Below are 23,660 nucleotides of genomic sequence, written 5' to 3'. Positions count from 1 at the left end.
ACGGATGCCGAGGTCGGTTTCAGCTCGCAGGCCTACTACGTCAACGCCGCGCAGCAGATAGTAGCGTGCTCACGACAGGATGCTCGCTTCCTGAACCTTTTGGTCATGCGCCGCGTCTTTGCCTGTTACCCATCATCGTCGCCACCAATACAAGCGCTCCGATCACGAGCCCTGTCCCCAATAATTCCGTCGGTTGCGGCAGGTGGCCCAAGGCCGCCCCAATTGCCATCGCTGAAACGGGTACCCAGTTGATGAACAGAATTCCGGTGGTGATTCCAAGGAGTCGTATCCCCAGGTTGTAGGCCAGCGCGGCCAGCACAGTGCCCACGGCGATGATGTAGATTGCGGCGGGCGCAACCTCCGACATTGCCTGAGCGCTCGGATAATGCGCGAAACCAAGCCCGGTGGCGAGTACAGCGATGAAGATCAGACCAGGAAAGGCTAGCAAGGCCGTATACGCTGTGAACTCCAGCACCGAAATATGTGGCAACTTTGCTTGACCGCGGGTGTACAAGATCCAGCCCACCGTACCGAGCCATGCCATCAAGTCACCCTTGAGCGTTCCACGGTCCTGTAGCGTCCACACTCCGGCTACGAAGCTCACCCCAGTCAATGCAAGGCAGGCTGCGATCCAGACCCACCATTGCGGGCGTTGACCATCGACGGCCCAGCGGAGGGGTCCGGATCGTCCGCTACCACCCAGGCACTTCCGACGCTCTCCAACATTTGGAGGTCGGAAATATGGTCGCCGCACCCAGCACAACGCTTGAGTTGAGTGCCACGTTGGTCCGCCCAGCGCTGCATCGCCACGGCCTTGCCGCTGCCAATCATCTGTGGCGGGACAATCTTGCCGGTGAGCCTGGAGACTCGGCTCTCCTCAAATGTTCATGGCCTTCTGTCATTACAATTCCGGTGGCAGCTATGGATATGCCTTCTTTGAAACGGTAAAAGAACGCGCTCTCGATTACAAACTGTCGGTAGTGCACATCGACAGCCACTCATTGAGTACGGCGCAGCAAAGGACTTTGAACGTAACTGGCTGTCGGCTAACTTCTACCTCGAAGAGGACGACTGTCCCAGGGAAGAGTGGCAGAAAATATATTTTCAAGGCAATCGAGAAATTGAAGTGCCCGAATACTTCCTTACCAAACGCATTCTGGAAGAAAGTATGGTTAAAAACTTCGGCGTCTGTCCTTGGGACACTAATCTTGAACCAAGCTACTACTGCTTAAAAGCCATGGAAAAGAAGAGGCATTGGTGGCGGTTTTGGAAAGGCTAGGGCCTGAAACTAGAACTCATTTCATAAATAGGCGTGAGATGCGTTCTGTCCAGAAAGGGCGCTGGCAAGGCGCGTGACGCGTCGTGTGGCGGTGCCACACGCAAGGAGCGCAACGCGGCCAGCGCCCTTTCTGGACAGAACCCGGAGGGAGCGGCCCGTTTGGGCGAATTGCTGCGTTACGAATTTGGGTCAAGACGTCCAGTCTTGACCCAAATTCGCGCCTTGCACTTCATCCCAAACGGGATTCGCTCGCACTCACGCCTATTTATGAAATGGGTTCTAGTCTTATCCAAGTCGGTGATCGGCCAGGAGCCGCCTTTGCCAAGTAGTTCAGTTACACTTCAGCTCAATCAAAAATAACGTAAAGGGAGTGGTATGGGGTTGTTGGATCTTTTTCGGGAAAAGCCAAGTCCGGCGAAATTTGCAAGATTGTTCATCCAGCGCGCGATGGAGAAAGGTTTTCCGCCGCCTATGCAGTTCAACAAGGAAGAATTCCAAGTACTGCTGGGGAAAAATCATGTATTTAATCTCCACAACGCCTATAGAGAGTATTGCAATGCTCCGAAAAAAGGACGTAGTGATGTAATGGATCGCTATGTTGCGGGCCTCGATGTTCCTGCCATTCCCAAGAATATCGAGATCGCTAAAGCCCGCCTGATGCCGAGCATTCGGCGGATGTCCCAGATCGAGTACCTTCGCCTAAGTGCCCGGCTATCTGATCCTGGCAAGAGCTTTATGAGCGCACATCGTGCATGGGATGGCGATACCGCCACGGTCATTGTGTACGATAGCGATACGGACATGCGCCATATCGATGCATCCCAGCTGTCCGAATGGGGCTTGTCGTTTGACCAGGCACTACAGATTGCTGTCGACAATTTGCGCGACCGCACGTCTTCGAGCTTCTCGGACCTGGGCTCTGGCGTCACACTGGGAACATGGAATGACTCGTATGACTCATCCCGTATTCTTCTCACTGATCTGCTCTTTCGTATGAGCGGAGATTCGGACCCCATCGTCATGATCCCGACACGCGGACGGATTCTTGTCGCGAGCGGCAGGAATGCAGACGGCCTTCTGCTGATGCTGTCTACGGCCAAATATTTCCTGGAGCAAGACGGGCGTCCGGTTTCCGCTTTCATGTACAAGATCGAAAATAGCGTTTTACTAGTTTATTCACCTGACGATCCGACCGTCAGGGAAACAGCTGCAGATCTTCAGAAGATATATCTCATCGACGATCACTCTTCTCAGAAGGACATGTTGGATAAAATTCACCAGAAGGAAGGCAAAGATCTTCATGTTGCAAAGTTCGTCGTTTTTAAAAACGAGGCTACCGGTGCCCTCACTTCACATGCGACATGGTCCAAGGGCGTAAAGTCCTTGCTTCCCCAGGCGGACGTCATCACGCTGTTCCAGTCCGGCCAAACGGAAGCTGAGTCCGTCATGAAAAGCGTTCTCTGGGAAGACGTGCAGGCCATGGCCGGCAATCTTCTCCTCAAAGACGACAGCTATCCTCCCCGATACCTCACAGTGGGATTTCCAGACGATGCGACATTTGCATCATTGCCCGCATTCGACTTGCTCCCTGGCGCCTAGATGTTGGCGAGAACTGATGCAACGAAGTTCGGGCGGCTCGTTCGCGATCTCACATACAGGCTCGGTTCCGACAAACGTCAAATGCCTGTAGCTGTAGGTCCGCTTGGTGTCGATCGTCGCCGGTCGCGTCTCCGTAACTTTTTTCAGCGCAGCAACTTGCGATGCTGGCGTGAACGGCTAAATTCGGCCAGAAGCGCGCATCCACCTTCTCAAATGGCATCATGCTTCAGTGGCTGTATAGTCTGCTTGCCCCAACCAATAACCAGCTAAAACTTTTATCCCGTGATGACTCAACGACTCATTCGCTATCTTGCGATTTTTCTCATCTGGTGTGGGCTTTCCACATCCCATGCCGAAGGATTTGATTGGACCCTGCTAAAGTGAACTTGGGCAGAAAGTGCGCAAGGGAAATTTGGCTGCAGCCCTGATAATCTGCACCAGAGATTGTCTCCCTCGCGCGACTTCATGACCTTGTTCTTCGAGAATGACAGAAAATGGAAATCCTCGAATGGTCAGGAGTTGGAGCGCTATTCGGCGACCATCATCAGCAGCAGCCCAAATGTTTTGATCATCAAATACAACGCCGACCTGACCGGAATTCCAGAGCAATATCGTGAATGGGAGATGCGTTTCATCGGTCCCGGAACCTATCGGTGGCGCTCCACGAGTTGGCCAATCGGTACCTATAACGATGTAATCGGAGTCCTGTGCAAGCGCGAGTGACAAGAATTGTTCTTGCGCACGATGCCCACCATGGGCCCGGAACGGACTGCGGCCCAACCGACATATCGAAAGAAGCCATATGACCTACGATCCTCTCTCACAAGTCATGGATGAACCGCTTGCCTTAGATGCAGGCGTCACGGAACAATTGCGAGTCTATCGGCTGGCGGTGAAGCTTGCGAACCTGCCAGGTACTGACGTGACCGAGGAGCGTGAACGACTTGTAAAAAATCTCGACGGTCTAGTGGGTCGTCTGATTGAAGGTGTCGAGGAAAACCCATCAAAACGTTGGGTGCTGGCACAATTTCAACCTTCATTGGAGGCAGTGGAGTATGAAGACACCGAGGCTCGTGAGCATTTCGGCATGGAAATTGAATTGCTCATGGATATTTTGGGAATCAGCAGTTCTGACGGTCTTCTCGCTCATTATCTCGGCGGTATGTAAAAGTCAGCGAGAGGGGTTGTCTCGAATCGCGTTCGGGCATTCGTGAGAACTCATGAATTTCCCAACATGGCAAGCTCTTGTACAGGAGATCGCCCAGTTAAATCGCCGAGAAGCCGCCGTAGAAGTACTGCAGGCAAATGGCTTGAAATCTGTCTTCTCATCTTCAATGAAGACAAAAATCGCACTGGTCCTTGCGGGCATCGTTATCGCGATTCAATGGCTGACAGTAGTGAGCTTCATGGATCATTCCTATTCCTGGTGGTTGAAGGCGGGGGATCGGGTTGTCACGGCCGGTATCGGCGGCACCATCTTCTTCACCATTTGTTCGGGGCTCGCCATCCTGTTCCTGGCAAAGATGAATGACAAACTCCACCAAGTCCGGTCAGCTCTTCGTTATCTGAGCCAGATTCTCATGTTGATGGGATTGGCAGGCGTGTTGGTATTTTGGGGAATGATCTTTTCTGCGATCGTTCTGCTTGTGAATCGCTGAAGGTGGCTGGTATCGGCCAGAAGCAGACATCCCATTTATCCGGAACCAAGAATTCAAGTAATCACGGAGATTCAAAATGAAAATTTACCCGGCAATTTTTTTTCTACTGTTATTTCTGTTGAACTGCGCTCATGCGCAACTCCCCCGCGATTGCAGCGATGCCTCACAAAAGTTGCTGGAGGCAGAAGTTCAGCAAGGGAATCCCAAGGCCCAATATTTATTGGGCACTCAGCTTTTGACGGGTCAATGCGGAAGAAAAGATAGTGATGAAGGCGTCAAGCTGGAAACCAAGTCGGCCGAGAGTGGATATCCGCCCGCAATTCATATCCTTGGTGTCATTCTTCGCAAAGAGCGCAGTATCCAGGAAGCTGTTCCGTTTTTCCTTGAAGCCGCACAAAAAGGCTTCCGTTTAGCTGAAGTTGACCTTGCGTTCGCTTATGGCGAAGGCTCTCCGATCAAGAATCTACCACTTGCCTACGCTTGGTTCTCTGTCGCGGAAAGTCATGAAGAAAAAGCAGAGCTAAAACAATTCCTCGCATCGAATTTAAAGAGGCTGGCTGGCAAAATGGATGACGCGGATATGGAAAAGGCAAATCAATTGAAGGAGAAGTTGCTCGCGGATTTTGGCTCCATCCCGAGATTTAAAGATGATCCATGAAATCACTCGAGGCCAATTGTGAGCAACACCAAGACTACGGGTACGCAGTCAGCCAGTGCTCCTGTTTTCGATGGCAGTGATTCCGCTACTGTGGCTTGCTGGCAAGATGGGGCGGCAATAGTCAACGGGCCATGACATCCAGCACTTGGTAAAACAGCTGCCTTTGGGTCGCAGAGACGTCGGGGAATTGCTGATCAGGTTTTCGAAGCGACGACTTCTTGAAGTTGAATTTCTTGGAACAAATAGGCGAAAGAAGGCGACTATTATTGCGCAAGATTGAATCTTCCTTCGACTGAAGCGGCTTGGTCCGATACCGACCCTTTGAACAAAAACGTGGTGTCATGAACATGCAAAAACCCGATCCCTGTTCTTATCAGTACGATATTTCGCTTCGGATTTGGCATCCGGCTATGCCTCACGAAGAGATTTCAAAAACGATAGAGCGCACGCCCAATCGCAGTTGGACTGTGGGAAGTCCCCGCTTCTCGATTCATGGAAAACCTTTGGGAGGTGCCTATGATTTCTCCTACTGGACCGAAAGACTAACGAAGAAAACAGTGCTCTCCGATACCATGTGGGTAGAAGAGGAGATAGTGCGGCAAGTCGAAGCGTTTTCCCAACAAGCTTTGTTTTTCAGGAAAGTTCGTGCAGAAGGAGGAAGGGCCGAATTGTTTGTCGGACTCTTCAGCGATTTCAATATCGTCGTTGAGCTGGAACCAGCGCTGATGCGACGCCTGGCCGAAGCAAGCCTGGGAATCTGCATCGATTACTATCCTTATAAAAAAGATGAGAATCAAGGCTGACCGGATCAAGTTCATTGTTCGCAATCGGCCAGAGACACCGTAATGGCAGTTCATCTGTGCATTGTTCCTCGCAGCGCAATTGGAAATTGCCTCCGAGCCCAAGCACACACTGTTGACCACATAAAAAAATGAACCCGGAGACCCCCATGCCCCCTTCCTCGCCCGCGCAGCCCGCTGCCACTGACCGTTACCAGGTCGATTCCTCCTATGCCGTACTGCGCCTGTGCATCACCCTGGTCCTCATGATCGTGGGCGCCAGCGGCATGTACGTGATGGCCGTGGTGCTGCCGGCGGTGCAGGCGCATTTCCAGGTAGATCGCGGACTGGCCTCCATGCCCTATACCCTCACCATGCTGGGCGTGGGCGTCGGCGGCCTCTTCATGGGCCGCATGGCTGACCGCTACGGCATCATGCGCCCGCTGCTGCTAGGCGGGGCCTGCCTGGGTGCAGGCTTCATCGCGGCCGCGCTGGCGCCCAACATCTGGTGCTTCATGGCCGCCCATTGCCTGCTGATCGGCTTGCTGGGCACGGCCTGTACCTTCTCGCCGCTGGTGGCCGATACCTCGCTGTGGTTCCGCAAGCGGCGCGGCATTGCCGTGGCGGTGTGCGCCAGCGGCAACTACCTGGGCGGCGCGCTGTGGCCGCCCATCGTCCAGCACTTTGTCGATAGCGTCGGCTGGCAGCAGACCTACATCGGCATGGGCATCGCCTGCAGCCTCATCATGTGCAGCCTGGCCCTGCTCATGCGCGCCCGCCCGCCGGTGCAGGACAGCGCGACTGTCACCGCCCGCCCCGGCGGCGGCCCGCGCCCCTTCGGCCTGGCACCGGGCTCGGCGCAGCTGCTGCTGTGCGTGGCGGGTGTCGCCTGCTGCGTCGCCATGGCCATGCCCCAGGTCCATATCGTCGCCTACTGCGGCGACCTCGGCTACGGCCCGGCGCGCGGTGCCCAGATGCTCTCGCTGATGCTGGCCTGCGGCGTGGTCAGCCGTCTGGTCTCCGGCGCCATCTGCGACCGCATCGGCGGCCTGCGCACGCTGCTGCTGGGCTCGGCGCTGCAGGGCCTGTCGCTGCTGCTGTTCATCCCCTTCGACAGCCTGGCCTCGCTCTATCTCATCTCGGCCCTGTTCGGTCTGTTCCAGGGCGGCATCGTGCCCTCGTATGCCATCATCGTGCGTGAATACTTCCCCGCCGCCGAAGCGGGTCAGCGCGTGGGCGCGGTCATCATGGCCACCATGTTCGGCATGGCCCTGGGCGGATGGATGTCGGGCAAGATCTTTGACCTCACCGGCAATTACCACGCCGCCTTTGCCAACGGCATCGCCTGGAACCTGTTGAACCTGAGTATCGCCGTACTGCTGTTGACAAGGGTGCGCGGCATGCAGCTGCGCGCCGCCTGAGAGAAAAGAGCGCAACGGCGCAACGGCAGATGGCGCCGTGGTTGGCAGCGTAGCGGCTTTCAGCTACGCTGCCGGGTCAACCTTCAATGCCGTTTTTTCTCATCGCGCCATGTTCATCCTCTTCCTCAAGGCGGTCGTCCTGATCCCGATCACGCTCTTGCCCATCCTTAATCCCCTGGGCATCGCGCCGGTCTTCGCCAACCTGCTGGGCAACGTCAGCCGCAGCACCGAAAAGCGCATCGCGCGCCAGGTCGCCATCAATTGCTGGTTCATGCTGGTGGCGGCTATCTTCATCGGTTCGCACGTGCTGACCTTCTTCGGCATCTCGCTGCCCATCGTGCGTGTGGGCGGGGGCCTGCTGGTGGCGGTCTCGGGCTGGAAACTGCTCAACGACAACAGTCAGGACAGCTCCATCCCCACGCAAGTGGCCAAGTCCTATGACGAAGACCTGCCCGACGACGAAATCAAGGCGCGCAGCTTCTATCCCATGAGCTTCCCCCTGACCGTCGGTCCCGGCACCATCGCCGCTTCCATCACGCTGGGCGCCAATACGCCGACCCGCCTGCTGGATTGGGTCATCTCGGTCGGCAGTGCCGCCCTGGGCGCGGCGCTCACGGCGCTGGTGATCTTCCTTTGCTACAACTATGCGCACAAGCTGGTGCTGCTGATGGGGCGCCTGGGCACCATGGTGGTGTTGCGCCTGTCGGCCTTCATCCTGCTGTGTATCGGGATCCAGATCTTCTGGTCGGGGATGTCGGCGCTGCTGGCCGAGGCGGGGATCAGTGGCGTGGCGCCGTGATGGGAATGCGGGAAAGCCAAAAAATCTGAAACGGGATAGTTAGTTGCAATATGGAAATAACTAACTATTTCAGCCAGCCCAACTCATCCAGTGCATCCTGCACCAGCTCCAGCCGCAATAGCGGATTGTCCAGCGCCAGCAGGCTCTGCTTGAGGTTCACGGAAATGGGCATCATCTCTGCCCAGCGGTTGGCCACCCAGCCGCAATCGTCCAGCCGGTAAGGCGCGGCGATGGGCACTTCGCTGTCCGGCAGGCCCTGGCGCAACACCGATTGCAGCAGATTCTCCAGCGCCTGCGCGGTATTGCGCAACTCCTCGGGGATTGTCACGGCGCGGTCCGCTTCCATCATCTCCACTTGCGCGGTCCATAGTCCGTGTTTCTGCTGCTCGGCCTGCACGATGCGAAAGCGTTCGCCACCCAGACAGGCGATGCGCATGAGACCGGGCGAGGGCGTGCTCCATTCCTGGATGCGCGCCAGCGTGCCCACGCCGACGAAGCGTTCGCTCTGGCCGGGGCGCCGTACTTCTGATCCTTCCGTCAGGGCCACCACGCCGAAGCTGCTGCCCTCGGCGATGCACTTGCCTATCATGTCCAGGTAGCGCACCTCGAAGATCTGCAGCGGCAGCCGCCCTTCCGGGAAAAGCGTGCTGGCCAGCGGAAACAGCGGGATGGTCTGGGCCGAGATCGGCGGGCGCGGGGTAGCGGGGGCGGCGGGCATGGTTACTCCTGGCGGCGGTCACTCACGAACGCAGAGCATACCGGTTCTCGGCCACGCATTCATAGCGCTGCACGATGTAGCCGTTGTCGTCCACGCTCTCCAGATAGACGTCGAACTGCCACAGCCGCGCCATGTGGCGCAGCACCTCGTTGGTACTGTCGCCCAGCGAGCGGCCATCGCTGCGGAAGTGGCGCAGCGTGAGGCTGCGATTGCCGCGCGTGTTGACCGACCAGACCTGGATGTTGGGTTCGCGATGGTTGATGTCGTACTGCCGGGACAGGGCCTGGCGCACGTACTGGAAACCGCGCTCGTTGTGGATGGCCGAGACCTCGATCTCGCTGCGCGCCTCGTCATCGAGCACGGCGAACATGCGCATGTCGCGCATGAGCTTGGGCGAGAGATATTGCGCAATGAAGCTCTCGTCCTTGTAGTTGCGCATCACGTATTGCAGGGTATCGAGCCAGTTGCGCCCGGCGATGTCGGGGAACCACTCGCGGTCTTCATTGGTGGGATTCTCGCAGATGCGGCGGATGTCGCTCATCATCGAGAAGCCCAGTGCATACGGATTGATGCCGTTGTAATACGGTTTGGTGATGGGCGGCTGGAACACCACATTGCTGTGCGAGTGCAGGAATTCCATCATGAAGCCATCGGTCAGGCGGCCCTGGTCATAGAGCGTATTCAACAGCGTGTAATGCCAGAAGGTGGCCCAGCCTTCGTTCATCACCTGGGTCTGACGCTGGGGATAGAAATACTGGCCGACCTTGCGCACGATGCGGATCACCTCGCGTTCCCAGGGCTCCAGCAGGGGCGCATTCTTCTCGGCGAAATACAGCAGGTTTTCCTGCGGTTCGGAAGGGAAGCGGCCTTCCACGGCGGCGGCCGCCGTTTCCTTTTTTGCCGGCAAGGTGCGCCACAGCTCGTTGACCTGCGACTGCATATAGGCCTCGCGTTCGCGCTGGCGCGCCTTCTCCTGCGCCAGCGACAGGCGTTGCGGACGTTTGTAGCGGTCCACGCCGTAGTTCATCAGCGCATGGCAGGAGTCCAGCAATTCCTCCACGCGTTCGAAGCCATGCCGTTCCTCGCACTCGGCGATGTAATTGCGCGCATACACCAGATAATCGATGATGGCGCTGGCGTCCGTCCACAACTGGAACAGGTAATTGCCCTTGAAGAAGGAGTTGTGGCCATAGGCCGCATGGGCGATGACCAGGGCCTGCATGGTCATCGTGTTCTCTTCCATCAGGTAGGCGATGCAGGGATCGGAATTGATCACGATCTCGTAGGCCAGGCCCATCTGCCCGCGCTTGTAGTCGCGCTCGGTCAGCATGAAATGCTTGCCGTAGGACCAGTGGCGATAGTTGACCGGCATGCCGTGCGAGGCATAGGCATCCATCATCTGCTCGGCCGAGATGATCTCCAGCTGGATGGGGTAGATGTCCAGCTCGTAACCCTTGGCCACGCGTGCGATTTCCTCGTTGTAGCGCTCGATGAGATCAAAGCTCCAGTCCGAGGGGCAAGGCAGCGGGTCATGCTTGAAGCGGCTGTTCATGCGTGCACCTGCTTTTCAAAGAGTTCGCGGAAGACCGGATAGATCTCGGCGGCCGATTGCACCTTCTTCATGGCGAAGTGCGGATGCGATTCGATCAGCTGCATGTACTCGGTCCACAGGTTCTGTTCCGGCTCGGCCACCTGGATGTAGGCGAAGTAGCGCGTCAGTGGCAGGATGGCGGACTCCAGCAGTTCACGGCACTTGGGGGAATCGTCGTTCCAGTTGTCGCCATCCGAGGCTTGCGCCCCGTAGATGTTCCATTCGCTGGGCGAATAGCGTTTGGTGATGATGTCGTGCATCAGTTCCAGCGCGCTGGAGACTACCGTGCCGCCACTTTCCTGCGAATGGAAGAAGGTGTTTTCATCGACTTCATCGGCGCGGGTGTGATGGCGGATGAAGACCACTTCGATGTGTTCGTAATTGCGCGTGAGGAAGAGATACAGCAGGATGAAGAAGCGTTTGGACAAATCCTTGCGTTGCTCATCCATCGAGCCCGATACGTCCATCACGCAGAACATCACCGCACGGCTGGAGGGCTGCGGCTGGCGCACCCTGTTCACATAGCGCAGATCGAAAGGGTCGATGAAGGGGATGCGCAGGATGCGGGCGCGCAAATGCTTCACTTCCTCTTCCAGCAGCGGGATGTCGGCGCTGTGCTCCTGAGGCTTGCGCTTCATCTCGGCCAGCGCTTCTTCGGCGGCATCGAGCTGGCGCTGCAGCGGCCCGCCCAGGGCGATGCGGCGGCCCAGCGAAGAGCGCAGCGAACGCACCACGTCGATATTGTTGGGCGATCCATCGACCGAATACCCGGCACGCTGGTTCTTCCAGTTGGGTACTTGCAGCAGATTGGTTTCCACCAGACGCGGCAGTTCCAGATCCTCGAAGAAGTAGTGCATGAATTCTTCGCGGGTCAGCTCGAAGGTGAAATCGTCCTGTCCTTCCCCCTCGTTGCTGGCACTGCTGCCGCCACCGCCGCCACTGCCGCCGTTCTGGCGCGGGATGCGGTCACCCTGCAGGTAATCCTGGTTGCCGGGATGCACGGCTTCGCGCTTGCCACCCTTGCCGTGATGGAAGAAGGGCTCCGAGACATCCTTGCGCGGGATGCTGATGCTCTTCGATTTTTCCAGGTCGGTGATGCTGCGGTCGCGCACGGCGTCCGCCACCGAACGTTGGATATGCCCCTTGAAGCGCCGCAGGAAGCGCTCCCTGTTGGCGATGCTCTTGTTCTTGCCAGCCAGCCTGCGGTCGATGATCTGATGCAGCACTCGGTTCTCCTGCTAGTGGTCGGCGGTGCGCCAGGCGCACGGCGCCGAAGGGTCGCCGCGCGCATCGCCACGCGGTCTGCGGGCGATGCGCAACAGCGGCGCTTACGAGGACTTGCGCACGCGCAGGTACCATTCGCACAGCAGGCGCACCTGCTTGGGCGTGTAGCCCTTGCTGACCATGCGGTTGACGAAGTCTTCGTGTTTCTGCATTTCTTCGGTGGAGCCCTTGGCGTTGAAGGAAATCACCGGCAAGAGGTCTTCGGTGTTGGAGAACATCTTCTTCTCGATCACCACGCGCAGTTTTTCATAGCTGGTCCACAGCGGATTCTTGCCGCCGTTGTTGACCCGCGCACGCAGCACGAAGTTGACGATCTCGTTGCGGAAGTCCTTGGGGTTGCTGATGCCGGCCGGCTTCTCGATCTTTTCCAGTTCCGCATTCAGGGCCGCGCGGTCGAAGCTTTCGCCGGTATCGTGATCGCGGTATTCCTGATCCTGGATCCAGAAGTCGGCATAGGTCACGTAACGGTCGAAGACGTTCTGGCCATATTCCGAATACGATTCCAGATACGCGGTCTGGATTTCCTTGCCGATGAATTCGGCATAGCGCGAGGCCAGCGTGTCCTTCACGAAGGAGAGATATTTCTGCTCGACTTCCTGCGGGAACTGCTCGCGCTCGATCTGCTGCTCCAGCACGTACATCAGGTGCACCGGATTGGCCGCTACCTCAGTGGTATCAAAGTTGAACACGCGCGAAAGGATCTTGAAGGCGAAGCGCGTGGAGATGCCGTTCATGCCCTCATCCACACCGGCATAGTCGCGGTACTCCTGATAGGACTTGGCTTTCGGATCGGTATCCTTGAGGTTCTCGCCGTCATAGACCTGCATCTTGGAGAAGAGGCTCGAATTCTCCGGCTCCTTCAGGCGCGTCAGTACCGAGAACTGCGCCATCATCTTCAGCGTGCCCGGTGCGCACGTGGCCTTGCCCAGCGAAGAGCTGCGGATCAGCTTTTCGTAGATCTTGATTTCTTCGGATACGCGCAGGCAGTAAGGCACCTTGACGATGAAGATGCGGTCCAGCAGCGCTTCATTGTTCTTGTTGTTGCGGAAGGCCTTCCATTCCGATTCGTTGGAGTGGGCCAGGATGACGCCATCGAAGGGGATCGCACCAAAACCTTCGGTGCCCTTGAAGTTGCCTTCCTGCGTGGCCGTCAACAGCGGGTGCAGCACCTTGATGGGGGCCTTGAACATTTCCACGAACTCCAGCAGGCCCTGGTTGGACAGGCACAGGCCGCCCGAGTAGCTGTAGGCGTCGGCATCGTCCTGCGAATACTGTTCCAGCTTGCGGATGTCGACCTTGCCGACCAGGGTGGAAATGTCCTGGTTGTTTTCATCGCCCGGCTCGGTCTTGGAAATGCCGATCTGGCGCAGGATGGACGGATAGCGCTTGACCACACGGAACTGGCGGATGTCGCCGTTGTACTCGTGCAGGCGCTTGACCGCCCAGGGGCTCAGGATGGGTTTGAGATAGCGGCGCGGGATGCCGTACTGCTCTTCGAGGATGGGGCCGTCTTCGTCGTAATCGAACAGGCCCAGCGGCGATTCATTGACCGGCGAACCCTTGATGGAATAGAAGGGCACCTGCTCCATCAATTGCTTCAAGCGTTCGGCGATGGAGGACTTGCCGCCACCGACCGGGCCCAGCAGATAAAGGATCTGCTTCTTCTCTTCCAGGCCCTGCGCAGCATGGCGGAAATACGAAACAACCTGCTCGATGACTTCTTCCGCGCCATAGAACTCCTTGAAGGCGGGATAGACCTTGATGACCTTGTTGGCGAAGATGCGCGAGAGGCGCGGATCTTCCCGGGTGTCGACCTTCTCCGGTTCGCCGATGGCCATCAGCATCCGTTCGGCAGCCGATGCGTAGACTGCCGGGTCGTTCTTGCAAAGATTCAGATACTCTTCAAGCGATAATTCTTCTTCTCTGGTCTTGTCGAACCGGCTTGCAAAGCTGCTGTAGATATCCATACCACCTCCGTCGCTCTCAAAAAAGTACGAAACAGATTCATATGTCTGGACTTGCCATCTGCGGTTATCGAAGAACGCGTCGGTGACTCTGTATTGCGTCATTGCCGGTGTGTTCTTTGAAAGCCGTAGCATCCACAGCGTGATGCGAAGATCTTTTCGGATCGTGTTTTTATTCTATTCCTTTTTTTGCTTCCTCTTGATGATCCCATTAGTGCAGCTTCGTTCACCAGGCCCAGGATTTTCACTGCATGTTCCCGTGCGTTGAGCTGACGCTCTGATCCCCTTGCCGACACAGGGATATTGGAAGCCTCGTTCACATCATGCTCTTTCAATGTGCGCAGCGCGTCAGCGGTTGACCATACGGTGCGCTATTTTCGCGCAGGACACCATGGTGAAATCCCTGATAGCCGACGCAAGAGAACAGGCGGACAATGCCCGTGGGGCCATTCAGAGCAGGCCGGACGGGCTGGTCCTGCCGATGCGGTGGTCCTCCTCCTCCCGGTGCCTTTTGCGCATGCTTGTGCACCGATCTCTTTCCTTCATATCCCCTTATAGCTGGAATCGTGCCAGGCATGTTTGTCATATTGCAGGGTGCCGCCCGCATGAACCATCTTTTTTGTAACGGCGACGATTGCGCTCTTGCTCTGTTGCTGATCCGCCTCATCCCCAGCCGGTGCGCATCCCCGGCGCACCGATGTCCAGCGCCGCTGAAAAAATGCTTTAGATGATTTACAGATTTGTTCATGCGCCGGGCGCATGGACTGTTTGCGTTTTCTTCATGCCTTCTCCCCATCCGATGAAGGTATTGGCAGGATCACGGGAGATGTCTTGCAAGCAACTTCATATCGTGTTTTTCCCGGGCAGGCGGGGCCCCGGGAGAGGCCGGGATTGCGAGGGGATGCGGCAATTCCGCCACGTTCTGCCTCTGACGCCGGCCGTTGCGGGGGCGGGGAGGGCGCAAAAGCGCATAAGTCATTGACAGCCAAGGGGAAAATGCAGTCTAATTCAGGGTTCACCATCTGAAGAATTGCGCGCGGTGCCGACGCAGTGCTGTTTCAGTTGCCCACCGGTCGATTACCCAGGTATTGCACCGGGAGGCGGCAGAGGCCAACAGAGTTAATGGTGTCAGCGATGCAGGGGCTGCCGGCTTGTTGGGCGGCAGGGCATCGGTGATGCGGAACAGGCACACCGAAAGCGGTTCCAGAATTCCGATTTATTTTTGCTGTTTGCTCCAAGGCAGCCCAACTTAGCGAGTCCAACATGAAACGTACTTACCAACCTTCCGTCGTGCGTCGCAAGCGTACCCATGGTTTCCGTGCCCGTATGGCCACCCGTGGCGGCCGCGCCGTGATCAACGCCCGTCGCGCCAAGGGCCGCAAGCGTCTGGCTGCTGTTTAAGCCGGGGCCTTGCGCAGCCGTTTCGTGTGACGGACGTCCGTACATCGCTTCCAGCACGTCAAGCAGGCGACTTCCCACGCGATCGGCGAATCGTTAAAACGGATGAGTTTTCATCCGTTTTTCGTTTGCGCCCCGTGTATCGTACCGAGCATTTCGTGTTGTACGCACGCCGCAACAGCCTGTCGCAAGCCCGTCTGGGCGTGGTGGCGGCCAAGCGGCTGGCACCCCGTGCGGTCACCCGCAACACGATCAAGCGGGCCACGCGCGAGCTGTTTCGCCAGGCTGAACTGCCTGCCGTGGACTGCATCGTGCGGCTGTCGCGCCCGGTCAATACCAGGAAGGATCCTGCCCGCAGTGTGGCAGTCAAGCTCATGCTGCGCGCCGAACTGACGCAATTGTTCGCCTTCCTGCCGAGCGCCCCCGCGTTCGCCAGGAAATAGCCAGGAAAACAGGAAGTGATGAAGACCCCTCTGCTCCTGCTGTTACGTGCCTACAAGCTGGGAGTGAGCCCTTTCCTGGGGCAGAATTGCCGTTTCTATCCCAGCTGTTCCGACTATGCCGCCGAGGCGGTGCGCCTGCATGGCGCGCTCAAGGGCAGCCTGCTGGCCGGCCAGCGCCTGTGCAAGTGCCATCCCTGGCATGCCGGCGGCCTGGATTTCGTGCCGGGTTCGGCCGAGGCACGTGCGCATGCCGAGGCAGAGGCAGAGGCAAGAGGCCCGTCTTCTTCGATTGCCGTTCCCGATTCCCCGACCACTGCGCTGCCGTCTTCGGTAGCGCGGCTGTCTCCCCCTGTGGCCGCTGACGGTTGCAGCCACTCCTGAACTCATCAATACGCATATGGATATCAAACGTACCGTCCTGTGGGTTGTATTCTCCTTCTCCCTGCTACTGCTGTGGGATGGCTGGATGCGCCATAACGGACATCAGTCGATGTTCTTCCCGTCGGCCACCCCGACTCAGGAGCAAGCCGCCGCCAATCCGGCCGCACCCACCGCCAGCCCGACCGGGTCCCCCGTGCCGCAGGCCGGCACGCCCGCACCGGCACCTGGCGCCGTGCCGGGGGCTGACGTGGCTGCCGCCACCAAGGGCGAAACCATCACCATCACCACCGACCTGGTCAAGGCCAGCATCGATACCGTGGGCGGTGAGTTGAAGCGCCTGGAATTGCTGAAGCAACCGGACGTGGTCGACCCGACCAAGAACGTGGTGCTGTTCGATTCCGAACCGGGCCACATGTACCTGGCCGAGTCGGGCCTGATCGGCGGTCCCTTCCCCAACCACAAGACCCTCTTCACTGCCCAGGCCGGTCCGCGTACGCTGGACAATGGCAATGAAATCCAGCTGGTGCTGGTGGCCGAGCAGGGTGGCGTGAAGCTGACCAAGACCTACACCTTCAAGCGCGACAGCTACCTGATCGACGTCAAGCACACCGTGACCAACACCACGGGCGCGGCGATCAATCCTTCGCTGTACCTGCAACTGGTGCGCGACGGCAACAAGCCCGGTGGCGAATCGCACTTCTACAGCACCTTCACCGGTCCTGCGGTGTACAGCAACGCCGAGCATTTCGAGAAGCTGGACTTCGAGAAGATCGCCAACGGCAAGCAGCAGCACGTCAACAAGGCTGACAATGGCTGGTTCGCCATGGTGCAGCATTACTTCGTCTCGGCCTTCATCCCGCCCGAGAAGGCGCAGCGCGACATCTTCAGCAAGAAGGTCGGCGACAACCTGTATGCGGTCGGTTCCATCCTGCCGCTGGGCACCGTGGCACCGAACGCCAGCGTGACCATGGACAGCCAGCTGTATTCCGGCCCGACCATTTCCAAGACCCTGCAGGCCATTGCCCCGGGCCTGGATCTGGTGCGCGACTACGGCCACCTGACCGTGATCGCCGAGCCCATCTTCTGGCTGATGACCCACATCCACAACCTGGTGGGCAACTGGGGCTGGACCATCATCCTGCTGACGGTGCTGATCAAGCTGGTGTTCTTCCCGCTGTCGGCCGCCAGCTATCGCAGCATGGCCAAGATGAAGGCGGTCTCGCCGAAGATGCAGGCCATCCGCGAACGCCACAAGGGTGATCCGCAAGCCATGAACCGCGAGATGATGGCGCTCTACAAGACCGAGAAGATCAATCCGCTGGGGGGCTGCCTGCCCATCGTGATCCAGATTCCGGTGTTCATCTCGCTGTACTCGGTGCTGCTGGCATCGGTGGAAATGCGCGGCGCGCCGTGGCTGGGCTGGGTGCATGACCTGACCGCACCTGACCGTCTGTTCGGCACCATCCCTTACTTCAACATGCCCATCGGCCTGTTGCCGATCATCATGGCGGCATCGATGTTCCTGCAGACCAGGCTGAACCCGACCCCGCCGGACCCGGTCCAGGCCAAGGTGATGATGTTCATGCCGCTGGTGTTCTCGTTCATGTTCTTCTTCTTCCCGTCCGGCTTGGTGCTGTACTGGGTGACGAACAACATCCTGTCGATCGCGCAGCAATGGGTGATCACCCGCAACATCGAGAGCGGCAAGACCAAGTAATCCGGTTCTTGCAGGCCATCAAAGGAAAAACCCGTGGAATCCACGGGTTTTTTTTCGGTCGTACCGGGCAGGCAGGTTTAACATGGCTTTACGTCGTTGCTCCGAGGGGGAGCAGCGGCGGTCTCACCTCAACACAACAACAAGTACTCGCAGATGACTTTCGATTCTTCTCCCATTGCCGCCATCGCCACCGCACCCGGACGCGGAGGCATTGGCGTGGTCCGCATTTCCGGCAAGAACCTGGCGCCGGTGATGCGCGCCGTATGTGGTCGCGACAGCCTGTCGCCGCGTCATGCCACCTATCTGCCTTTCCTCAACGAGGATGGCAGTCCGATCGACCAGGGCCTGGCGATCCATTTCCCGGCCCCGCATTCCTACACCGGGGAGGATGTGCTGGAGCTGCAGGGGCACGGCGGCCCGGTGGTGATGCAGATGTTGCTGGCGCGCTGTGTGCAGGCCGGCAGCGAGATCGGTCTGCGCCTGGCCGAGCCGGGTGAATTCACCCAGCGCGCCTTCCTGAACGACAAGATCGACCTGGCCCAGGCCGAGGCCGTGGCCGACCTGATCGAAGCCACCACCGAGGCGGCGGCCAAGTCGGCCTCCGAATCGCTCTCGGGCGCCTTCTCCAAGGTGATTCATGAGCTTGTGGACCAGGTCACGCGCCTGCGCATGCTGGTGGAAGCGACGCTGGATTTCCCCGAGGAAGAAATCGATTTCCTCAAGCAGAGTGACGCCCGCGGTCAGCTGGCCACTATCCGCGCCACGCTGGAAGAGGTCTTCAGGCATGCGGCCCAGGGGGCCTTGCTGCGTGATGGATTGAAGGCGGTGCTGGCCGGCAAGCCCAACGTGGGCAAGTCCTCGCTGTTGAACGTACTGGCCGGATCGGATGTGGCCATCGTCACGCCCATCGCGGGCACCACGCGCGACAAGGTGACGCAGACCATCCAGATCGAGGGCATGCCGCTGAACATCATCGATACCGCCGGCATTCGCGAGGCCGGCGAGGATGGCAGCGGCCCGGATGAAGTCGAGCGCATCGGCATCGAGCGCACCTGGGCCGAGGTGGCCAAGGCCGATGTGATCCTGCACATGCTGGACGCTGACCGTGGCCCGACGCTGGAAGATGAAAAGATCACTGCGCGCTTCCCCGAAGGCGTACCCATCATCCGCATCTGGAACAAGATCGACCGCTCCGGCCACAAGCCGGCCGTGGATTCCATGCCCGATGCCACGCACGTTTACCTTTCGGCGGCCGAAGGACAGGGCGTGGACTTGTTGCGGGCCGAATTGCTGCGCATTGCTGGCTGGCAGCAGACAGTGGAGTCGCGCTATCTGGCCCGCGAGCGTCACTTGCTGGCGTTGAAGGCGGCCGATGAGCACCTGGCCCATGCGGCGGCGCATGCGGCGTTGGACAATGAGGCCGGTGAACATGCGCTGGATCTGTTTGCGGAAGAACTGCGGCTGGCGCAGGACCGCTTGTCCAGCATCACCGGCAAGTTCACGCCGGATGATTTGCTGGGGGTGATCTTTTCGCGCTTCTGTATCGGGAAATGAGCTTGCTCCCAAATCGGAGCATGTCGTGTTAGGGCGACAACAAGTTACCCAATCCTGACAGATAGCTCACAGTCCACTGCACAATTGCAACGGATGTTACAGCGTGTAAAAACGTTGGAGGCGCAAGAGGGGCATCGTTATTCTGAAGTTCCTCCCCCTCCAATTCATCACCCCTGAGAATTGGATTTAACCCGCCACCGCAAGGTGCGCGGGTTTTTTTATATCCATACCGATCTGTCCAGGCTCTGCAGCAAAGGGGCGGCGCTGCTAAGATGCCAGCTGCCTGAATTCATCCCTCTCACATCACCATAGGAAAAAGAGCATGTCCGCCAATCCGCGCAACGCTGACTATCCCATTGATCCGCAATTCCTGAACCGCTGGTCTCCGCGCGCCTACAACGGTGCCGAGATCTCTGAAGAAACCGTCCTGACTTTCCTGGAAGCCGCCCGCTGGGCGCCCTCGGCCTACAATGCGCAGCCTTGGCGCTTCGTCTACGCGCGTCGTGGCACGCCGGCCTGGGACAGCCTGCTGGGTCTGTTGAACGAATTCAACCGTAGCTGGTGCGCCAATGCTTCGGCGCTGATCGTGGTGTTGTCGCGGACCGTGATGGTGCCGCCGGGTGCCACCGACGCGGTACCGGCGCCGACCCATTCCTTCGACACCGGCTCGGCCTGGGGTTATCTGGCCTTGCAGGCGTCGCTGTCGGGCTGGCATGCGCACGGCATGGCCGGTTTCGACAAGGACCGCGCCCGCACTGAACTGAATGTGCCGGCTGAATTCTCGGTGGAAGCCATGGTGGTGGTGGGCAAGCTGGGTGACAAGTCGGTCCTGCCGGAAGGGTTGCAGGCACGTGAAGTGCCCAGCCCGCGTGAGCCGCTCTCCAAGCTGGCATTCGAGGGCAAGTTCAAGGCGTAAGGCCTGCTCGTAAAATATTTCGCAATTTTCTAAAAAAGGCCTGGCTTTTTGAAAAAGTCTCTCCTATAATAGCGATCTTTCAGCAAGCAAGGACAGCTGAAACGGTTTTAGGAGTGGTAGTTCAGTTGGTTAGAATACCGGCCTGTCACGCCGGGGGTCGCGGGTTCGAGCCCCGTCCGCTCCGCCAGATAAAACGCCTCATTCGCAAGAATGGGGCGTTTTTGTTTTTGCGCAGCAAAAACTGCGGAGTGGAGGGAGCCGCCTGCGCGGCTCCCGGCGGGGCGAGAAGGGAATCGCTTGCAAGCGATTCCGCGGCCTGCGCTTGTGTAGGAGAGCTCCGTCCGCTCCGCCAGATAAAACGCCTCATTCGCAAGAATGGGGCGTTTTTGTTTTTGCGCGTTTTTTTCTGCGCCATCTGCAATAAGAAAAAAGCCGATGCACCCCAAGACGCATCGGCTTCTTCATACAGCCAGCAGCCAGCAAGTCCAATCAACCCTTGCCCTTGCTCCCCGACAACTGCTCCACCACCTGCCTCGGCGCTTCGGCATAGTGCTTGAACTCCATCGAGTAAGTCGCGCGCCCCTGCGAGAGCGAGCGCAGCGTGGTCGAGTAGCCGAACATTTCCGACAGCGGGACTTCAGCACGCACCAGCTTGCCGCCGCCCACCATGTCTTCCATGCCCTGCACCATCCCGCGCCGTGAGGACAGGTCGCCCATCACGTTGCCCATGAATTCCTCGGGCGTTTCCACCTCGACCTGCATCATCGGTTCCAGCAGCATCGGACCGGCACGCTTCATCGCTTCCTTGAAGGCCATGGAGCCGGCCATGCGGAAGGCGTTTTCGTTGGAGTCCACATCGTGGTACGAACCGAAGGTCAGCGTAGCCTTCACGTCAACCACCGGGTAACCGGCCAGCACGCCCGCCTTCAGCGACTCCTGGATACCCTTGTCGACCGCCGGGATGAACTCGCGCGGGACCACGCCACCCTTGATGGCATCGACGAATTCATAGCCCTTGCCGGCCGGCTGCGGCTCCAGCTTGATCACCACGTGGCCGTACTGCCCGCGTCCACCGGACTGCTTGACGAACTTGCCTTCCACATCCTCCACGCCCTTGCGGATCGCTTCGCGGTAAGCCACCTGCGGCTTGCCCACCGTGGCCTCGACGTTGAATTCGCGCTTCATCCGGTCCACCAGGATTTCCAGGTGCAGCTCGCCCATGCCCGACATGATGGTCTGGCCCGATTCCTCATCGGTATGCACGCGGAAGGACGGATCCTCCTGCGCCAGGCGATTCAAGGCGATGCCCATCTTTTCCTGGTCGGCCTTGGTCTTCGGTTCCACCGCCTGCGAGATCACGGGCTCAGGGAAGATCATGCGTTCCAGGATGATGGGATGTTCCGGATCCGACAGCGTGTCACCGGTCGTCACATCCTTCAGGCCCACGGCGGCCGCGATATCGCCCGCGAACACCTCCTTGATTTCCTTGCGCTCGTTGGCGTGCATCTGCAGGATGCGGCCCAGGCGTTCCTTCTTGCCCTTGACCGGGTTGTAGACCGTGTCGCCCGAATTGACGATGCCGGAATACACGCGGAAAAAGGTCAGCTGCCCCACGAAGGGATCGGTCATGATCTTGAAGGCCAGCGCCGAGAACGGTTCCTCGTCCGAGGGATGGCGCTCGATCTCGCTGTCGTCCTCGGCATGCCCGGCGATGGCCGGCACGTCGACGGGCGAGGGCAGGTAGTCGATTACCGCATCCAGCATGGCCTGTACGCCCTTGTTCTTGAAGGCGCTGCCAGCCAGCATCGGCACGATCTCGTTGGCCACCGTGCGCAGGCGCAGGCCGCGCTTGATGTCGTCTTCGCTCAAGGGATTGCCGGAGAGATACTTCTCCAGCAGTTCCTCATTGGCCTCGGCAGCCTGCTCGACCATCAGGTCGCGCCAGTGGCGTGCGATGTCCTCCAGCTCCAGCGGGATGTCTTCATACTTGAACAGCACACCCTGGCTGGCTTCGTCCCAGATGATGGCCTTCATCTTGACCAGGTCGATCACACCCGAGAAATGGTCTTCCGCGCCCACCGGAATCTGGATGGGGACGGCTTTACCTTTGAGGCGTTCCTCGATCTGTTTCTGCACGCGGAAGAAGTCCGCACCGATGCGGTCCATCTTGTTGACGAAGGCAATGCGGGGCACCTTGTACTTGTTGGCCTGGCGCCAGACGGTCTCGGACTGCGGCTGCACGCCGCCCACCGAGTCGTACACCATCACCGCGCCATCGAGCACGCGCATGGAGCGCTCCACTTCGATGGTGAAGTCCACGTGACCGGGGGTGTCGATGATGTTGATGCGATGCTCGGGATAATTGCCGGCCATGCCCTTCCAGAAGGCCGTGGTGGCCGCCGAGGTGATGGTGATGCCGCGTTCCTGCTCCTGCTCCATCCAGTCCATGGTGGCCGCACCGTTGTGCACTTCACCGATCTTGTGGTTCACACCCGTATAAAAAAGAATGCGCTCGGTGGTCGTGGTCTTGCCCGCGTCGATATGCGCGCTGATACCGATGTTGCGGTAGTTTTCTATTCGGGTCTTGCGGCTCATGGCATGTCCTTTCGATGGGTGCCGTCAAATGCTGGATTCAGTACTGCCGGGTTAATGTTTGATTAATGATGTTGCTCATTACCGTTTATTTATGTAATGAGCATTAGATAATAGGAACGTCTTCCCCAAAGTTCAAGGGCTGGCGATTTAATTTTGTAATGTCGACTAAATTAAACTACACTTCTGCGCAACACCATTACCGCAAGGGGTAATGCCCCGCAAAGGAAACCGATGATAAAAACCCGTGGCCGTCCGCGCAGCTTCGACCGCGACCAGGCGCTGCAGCAGGCCATGCAAGTGTTCTGGAGCAAGGGCTATGAAGGCACCACCATGGCCGATCTGTGCGAGGCCATCGGCGTGAAGGCTCCCAGTCTCTACTCGGCCTTCGGCGACAAGGATGCGCTTTTCCGCGAAGTCATGGAGGTTTACTCGCGCACCATCAGTGCCGAACCGCTGCGCCTGTTGCAGGCCGGCAAGGGTATTCGCGAAGACCTGCAAGCCATGCTGCGCGCCAGCGTGCGCATGTATTCGGGCAAGACGACGGTGCCGGGCTTGCCGGCGGGAAAGGGGTGTATGGTCGTGATTTCAGCCATCAACTGTGCGCCCGAGAACAGCCAGCACAGTGATGCGCTCTCGCAACGCCGCCACAAGCGCCGCAATGAAATCCGCGCGCGGCTGCTGCAGGCGCAGCGCGAAGGGGAGATCCGCGCCGATGCCGATGTCACGGCGCTGGGCGATTTCTACACCAGCTTTCTCAATGGCCTGGCGCTGGGTGCGCGCGATGGTGTCTCCAGCGCGCGACTGGCCGCCACGCTGCCGCATGCGATGCTGCCGCTGGAAAATGTGCTCGTGGCGCCCCCTGCCAGGATCACCGAGGCGCAACGACGCGCATGAAAAACGGGAGCC

At 58.6% G+C, this 23,660-nt stretch carries 22 protein-coding genes, 1 tRNA gene and 1 pseudogene; 16 read left to right on the top strand and 8 right to left on the bottom strand.

Annotated features, from left to right (window positions below):
• Window positions 1–103: 103 nt before the first annotated feature.
• Window positions 104–544 carry an EamA family transporter gene (locus GWL_RS18130; protein ID WP_157174282.1) on the bottom strand — a complete coding sequence of 147 codons (441 nt, stop codon included), beginning with the start codon at window positions 542–544 and terminating at the stop codon, window positions 104–106.
• Between the two features lie 65 nt (window positions 545–609).
• Window positions 610–858, bottom strand: a pseudogene (locus tag GWL_RS24130) (haloacid dehalogenase-like hydrolase); the annotation flags it as partial.
• Window positions 859–1,654: 796 nt separating this feature from the next.
• On the opposite strand from GWL_RS24130, the gene GWL_RS18125 reads away from it, so the two are divergent.
• From GWL_RS18125 to GWL_RS18090, 8 genes are all read left to right on the top strand, one after another.
• Entirely contained in the window at window positions 1,655–2,878 is a 1,224-nt protein-coding gene (locus GWL_RS18125) for a DUF1444 family protein (RefSeq protein WP_008332958.1), read from the top strand.
• A 465-nt stretch (window positions 2,879–3,343) separates the two neighbouring features.
• Window positions 3,344–3,601, top strand: a complete 258-nt coding sequence (locus tag GWL_RS18120) for a hypothetical protein (protein ID WP_034351400.1) — start codon at window positions 3,344–3,346, stop codon at window positions 3,599–3,601.
• 79 nt (window positions 3,602–3,680) lie between these two features.
• The gene (locus GWL_RS18115) at window positions 3,681–4,046 is read left to right on the top strand and encodes a DUF4844 domain-containing protein (RefSeq protein WP_008332950.1); all 366 of its coding nucleotides are present in this window, start codon (window positions 3,681–3,683) and stop codon (window positions 4,044–4,046) included.
• Window positions 4,047–4,098: 52 nt separating this feature from the next.
• Entirely contained in the window at window positions 4,099–4,536 is a 438-nt protein-coding gene (locus GWL_RS18110) for a hypothetical protein (protein ID WP_237713597.1), read from the top strand.
• Window positions 4,537–4,612: 76 nt separating this feature from the next.
• Window positions 4,613–5,194, top strand: a complete 582-nt coding sequence (locus GWL_RS18105) for a tetratricopeptide repeat protein (RefSeq protein WP_034351395.1) — start codon at window positions 4,613–4,615, stop codon at window positions 5,192–5,194.
• 341 nt (window positions 5,195–5,535) lie between these two features.
• On the top strand, window positions 5,536–5,997 hold the full coding sequence (locus GWL_RS23485) for a hypothetical protein (RefSeq protein WP_157174280.1): 462 nt from the start codon (window positions 5,536–5,538) through the stop codon (window positions 5,995–5,997).
• A 146-nt stretch (window positions 5,998–6,143) separates the two neighbouring features.
• The gene (locus GWL_RS18095) at window positions 6,144–7,394 is read left to right on the top strand and encodes an MFS transporter (protein WP_008332942.1); all 1,251 of its coding nucleotides are present in this window, start codon (window positions 6,144–6,146) and stop codon (window positions 7,392–7,394) included.
• A gap of 109 nt (window positions 7,395–7,503) precedes the next feature.
• Window positions 7,504–8,193 carry a MarC family protein gene (locus GWL_RS18090; protein WP_034351390.1) on the top strand — a complete coding sequence of 230 codons (690 nt, stop codon included), beginning with the start codon at window positions 7,504–7,506 and terminating at the stop codon, window positions 8,191–8,193.
• Between the two features lie 64 nt (window positions 8,194–8,257).
• Here GWL_RS18090 and GWL_RS18085 read toward each other — a convergent pair whose 3' ends face one another.
• The 5 genes from GWL_RS18085 to GWL_RS23480 form a co-directional block, all read right to left on the bottom strand.
• Window positions 8,258–8,911 (bottom strand): LON peptidase substrate-binding domain-containing protein, encoded by a 654-nt coding sequence (locus GWL_RS18085; RefSeq protein ID WP_008332938.1) that lies wholly within the window; start codon window positions 8,909–8,911, stop codon window positions 8,258–8,260.
• A 22-nt stretch (window positions 8,912–8,933) separates the two neighbouring features.
• Window positions 8,934–10,463, bottom strand: coding sequence for a SpoVR family protein (locus GWL_RS18080; protein WP_008332933.1), 1,530 nt, complete (start codon window positions 10,461–10,463; stop codon window positions 8,934–8,936).
• On the bottom strand, window positions 10,460–11,728 hold the full coding sequence (locus GWL_RS18075) for a YeaH/YhbH family protein (RefSeq protein WP_008332932.1): 1,269 nt from the start codon (window positions 11,726–11,728) through the stop codon (window positions 10,460–10,462). Before GWL_RS18075 ends, GWL_RS18080 begins: the two co-directional genes overlap by 4 nt.
• Window positions 11,729–11,830: 102 nt before the next feature.
• Window positions 11,831–13,753 carry a PrkA family serine protein kinase gene (locus GWL_RS18070; RefSeq protein ID WP_008332931.1) on the bottom strand — a complete coding sequence of 641 codons (1,923 nt, stop codon included), beginning with the start codon at window positions 13,751–13,753 and terminating at the stop codon, window positions 11,831–11,833.
• A gap of 539 nt (window positions 13,754–14,292) precedes the next feature.
• The gene (locus GWL_RS23480) at window positions 14,293–14,511 is read right to left on the bottom strand and encodes a hypothetical protein (protein WP_157174279.1); all 219 of its coding nucleotides are present in this window, start codon (window positions 14,509–14,511) and stop codon (window positions 14,293–14,295) included.
• A 502-nt stretch (window positions 14,512–15,013) separates the two neighbouring features.
• Between GWL_RS23480 and rpmH the strand changes: the two genes are divergently transcribed.
• The 7 genes from rpmH (at window position 15,014) to GWL_RS18035 (ending at window position 20,346) form a co-directional block, all read left to right on the top strand.
• Window positions 15,014–15,151 carry a 50S ribosomal protein L34 gene (gene rpmH, locus GWL_RS18065; protein ID WP_006461360.1) on the top strand — a complete coding sequence of 46 codons (138 nt, stop codon included), beginning with the start codon at window positions 15,014–15,016 and terminating at the stop codon, window positions 15,149–15,151.
• A 26-nt stretch (window positions 15,152–15,177) separates the two neighbouring features.
• On the top strand, window positions 15,178–15,591 hold the full coding sequence (gene rnpA, locus GWL_RS18060) for a ribonuclease P protein component (protein WP_081486096.1): 414 nt from the start codon (window positions 15,178–15,180) through the stop codon (window positions 15,589–15,591).
• An 18-nt stretch (window positions 15,592–15,609) separates the two neighbouring features.
• A complete protein-coding gene (yidD, locus tag GWL_RS24125; RefSeq protein ID WP_008332925.1) occupies window positions 15,610–15,972 on the top strand; it encodes a membrane protein insertion efficiency factor YidD in 363 nt (120 codons plus the stop codon).
• Between the two features lie 16 nt (window positions 15,973–15,988).
• A complete protein-coding gene (gene yidC, locus GWL_RS18050; RefSeq protein ID WP_008332923.1) occupies window positions 15,989–17,689 on the top strand; it encodes a membrane protein insertase YidC in 1,701 nt (566 codons plus the stop codon).
• A gap of 153 nt (window positions 17,690–17,842) precedes the next feature.
• Window positions 17,843–19,243, top strand: coding sequence for a tRNA uridine-5-carboxymethylaminomethyl(34) synthesis GTPase MnmE (gene mnmE, locus GWL_RS18045; RefSeq protein WP_008332921.1), 1,401 nt, complete (start codon window positions 17,843–17,845; stop codon window positions 19,241–19,243).
• A gap of 322 nt (window positions 19,244–19,565) precedes the next feature.
• A complete protein-coding gene (locus tag GWL_RS18040) occupies window positions 19,566–20,159 on the top strand; it encodes a nitroreductase family protein (RefSeq protein ID WP_008332918.1) in 594 nt (197 codons plus the stop codon).
• 110 nt (window positions 20,160–20,269) lie between these two features.
• Window positions 20,270–20,346, top strand: a tRNA-Asp gene (locus GWL_RS18035).
• 302 nt (window positions 20,347–20,648) lie between these two features.
• Here the strand turns inward: GWL_RS18035 and fusA are convergent.
• Complete coding sequence (fusA, locus tag GWL_RS18030; protein WP_008332917.1) at window positions 20,649–22,754, bottom strand: elongation factor G; 2,106 nt, start codon at window positions 22,752–22,754, stop codon at window positions 20,649–20,651.
• A 231-nt stretch (window positions 22,755–22,985) separates the two neighbouring features.
• Between fusA and GWL_RS18025 the strand changes: the two genes are divergently transcribed.
• Window positions 22,986–23,648, top strand: a complete 663-nt coding sequence (locus GWL_RS18025; protein ID WP_008332915.1) for a TetR/AcrR family transcriptional regulator — start codon at window positions 22,986–22,988, stop codon at window positions 23,646–23,648.
• Window positions 23,649–23,660: the final 12 nt, after the last annotated feature.

Origin of the sequence: Herbaspirillum sp. GW103, from assembly GCF_000261365.1 — a bacterium.
Lineage (GTDB): Bacteria > Pseudomonadota > Gammaproteobacteria > Burkholderiales > Burkholderiaceae_D > Herbaspirillum.
This window is presented reverse-complemented; position numbering and strand designations above follow the sequence as displayed.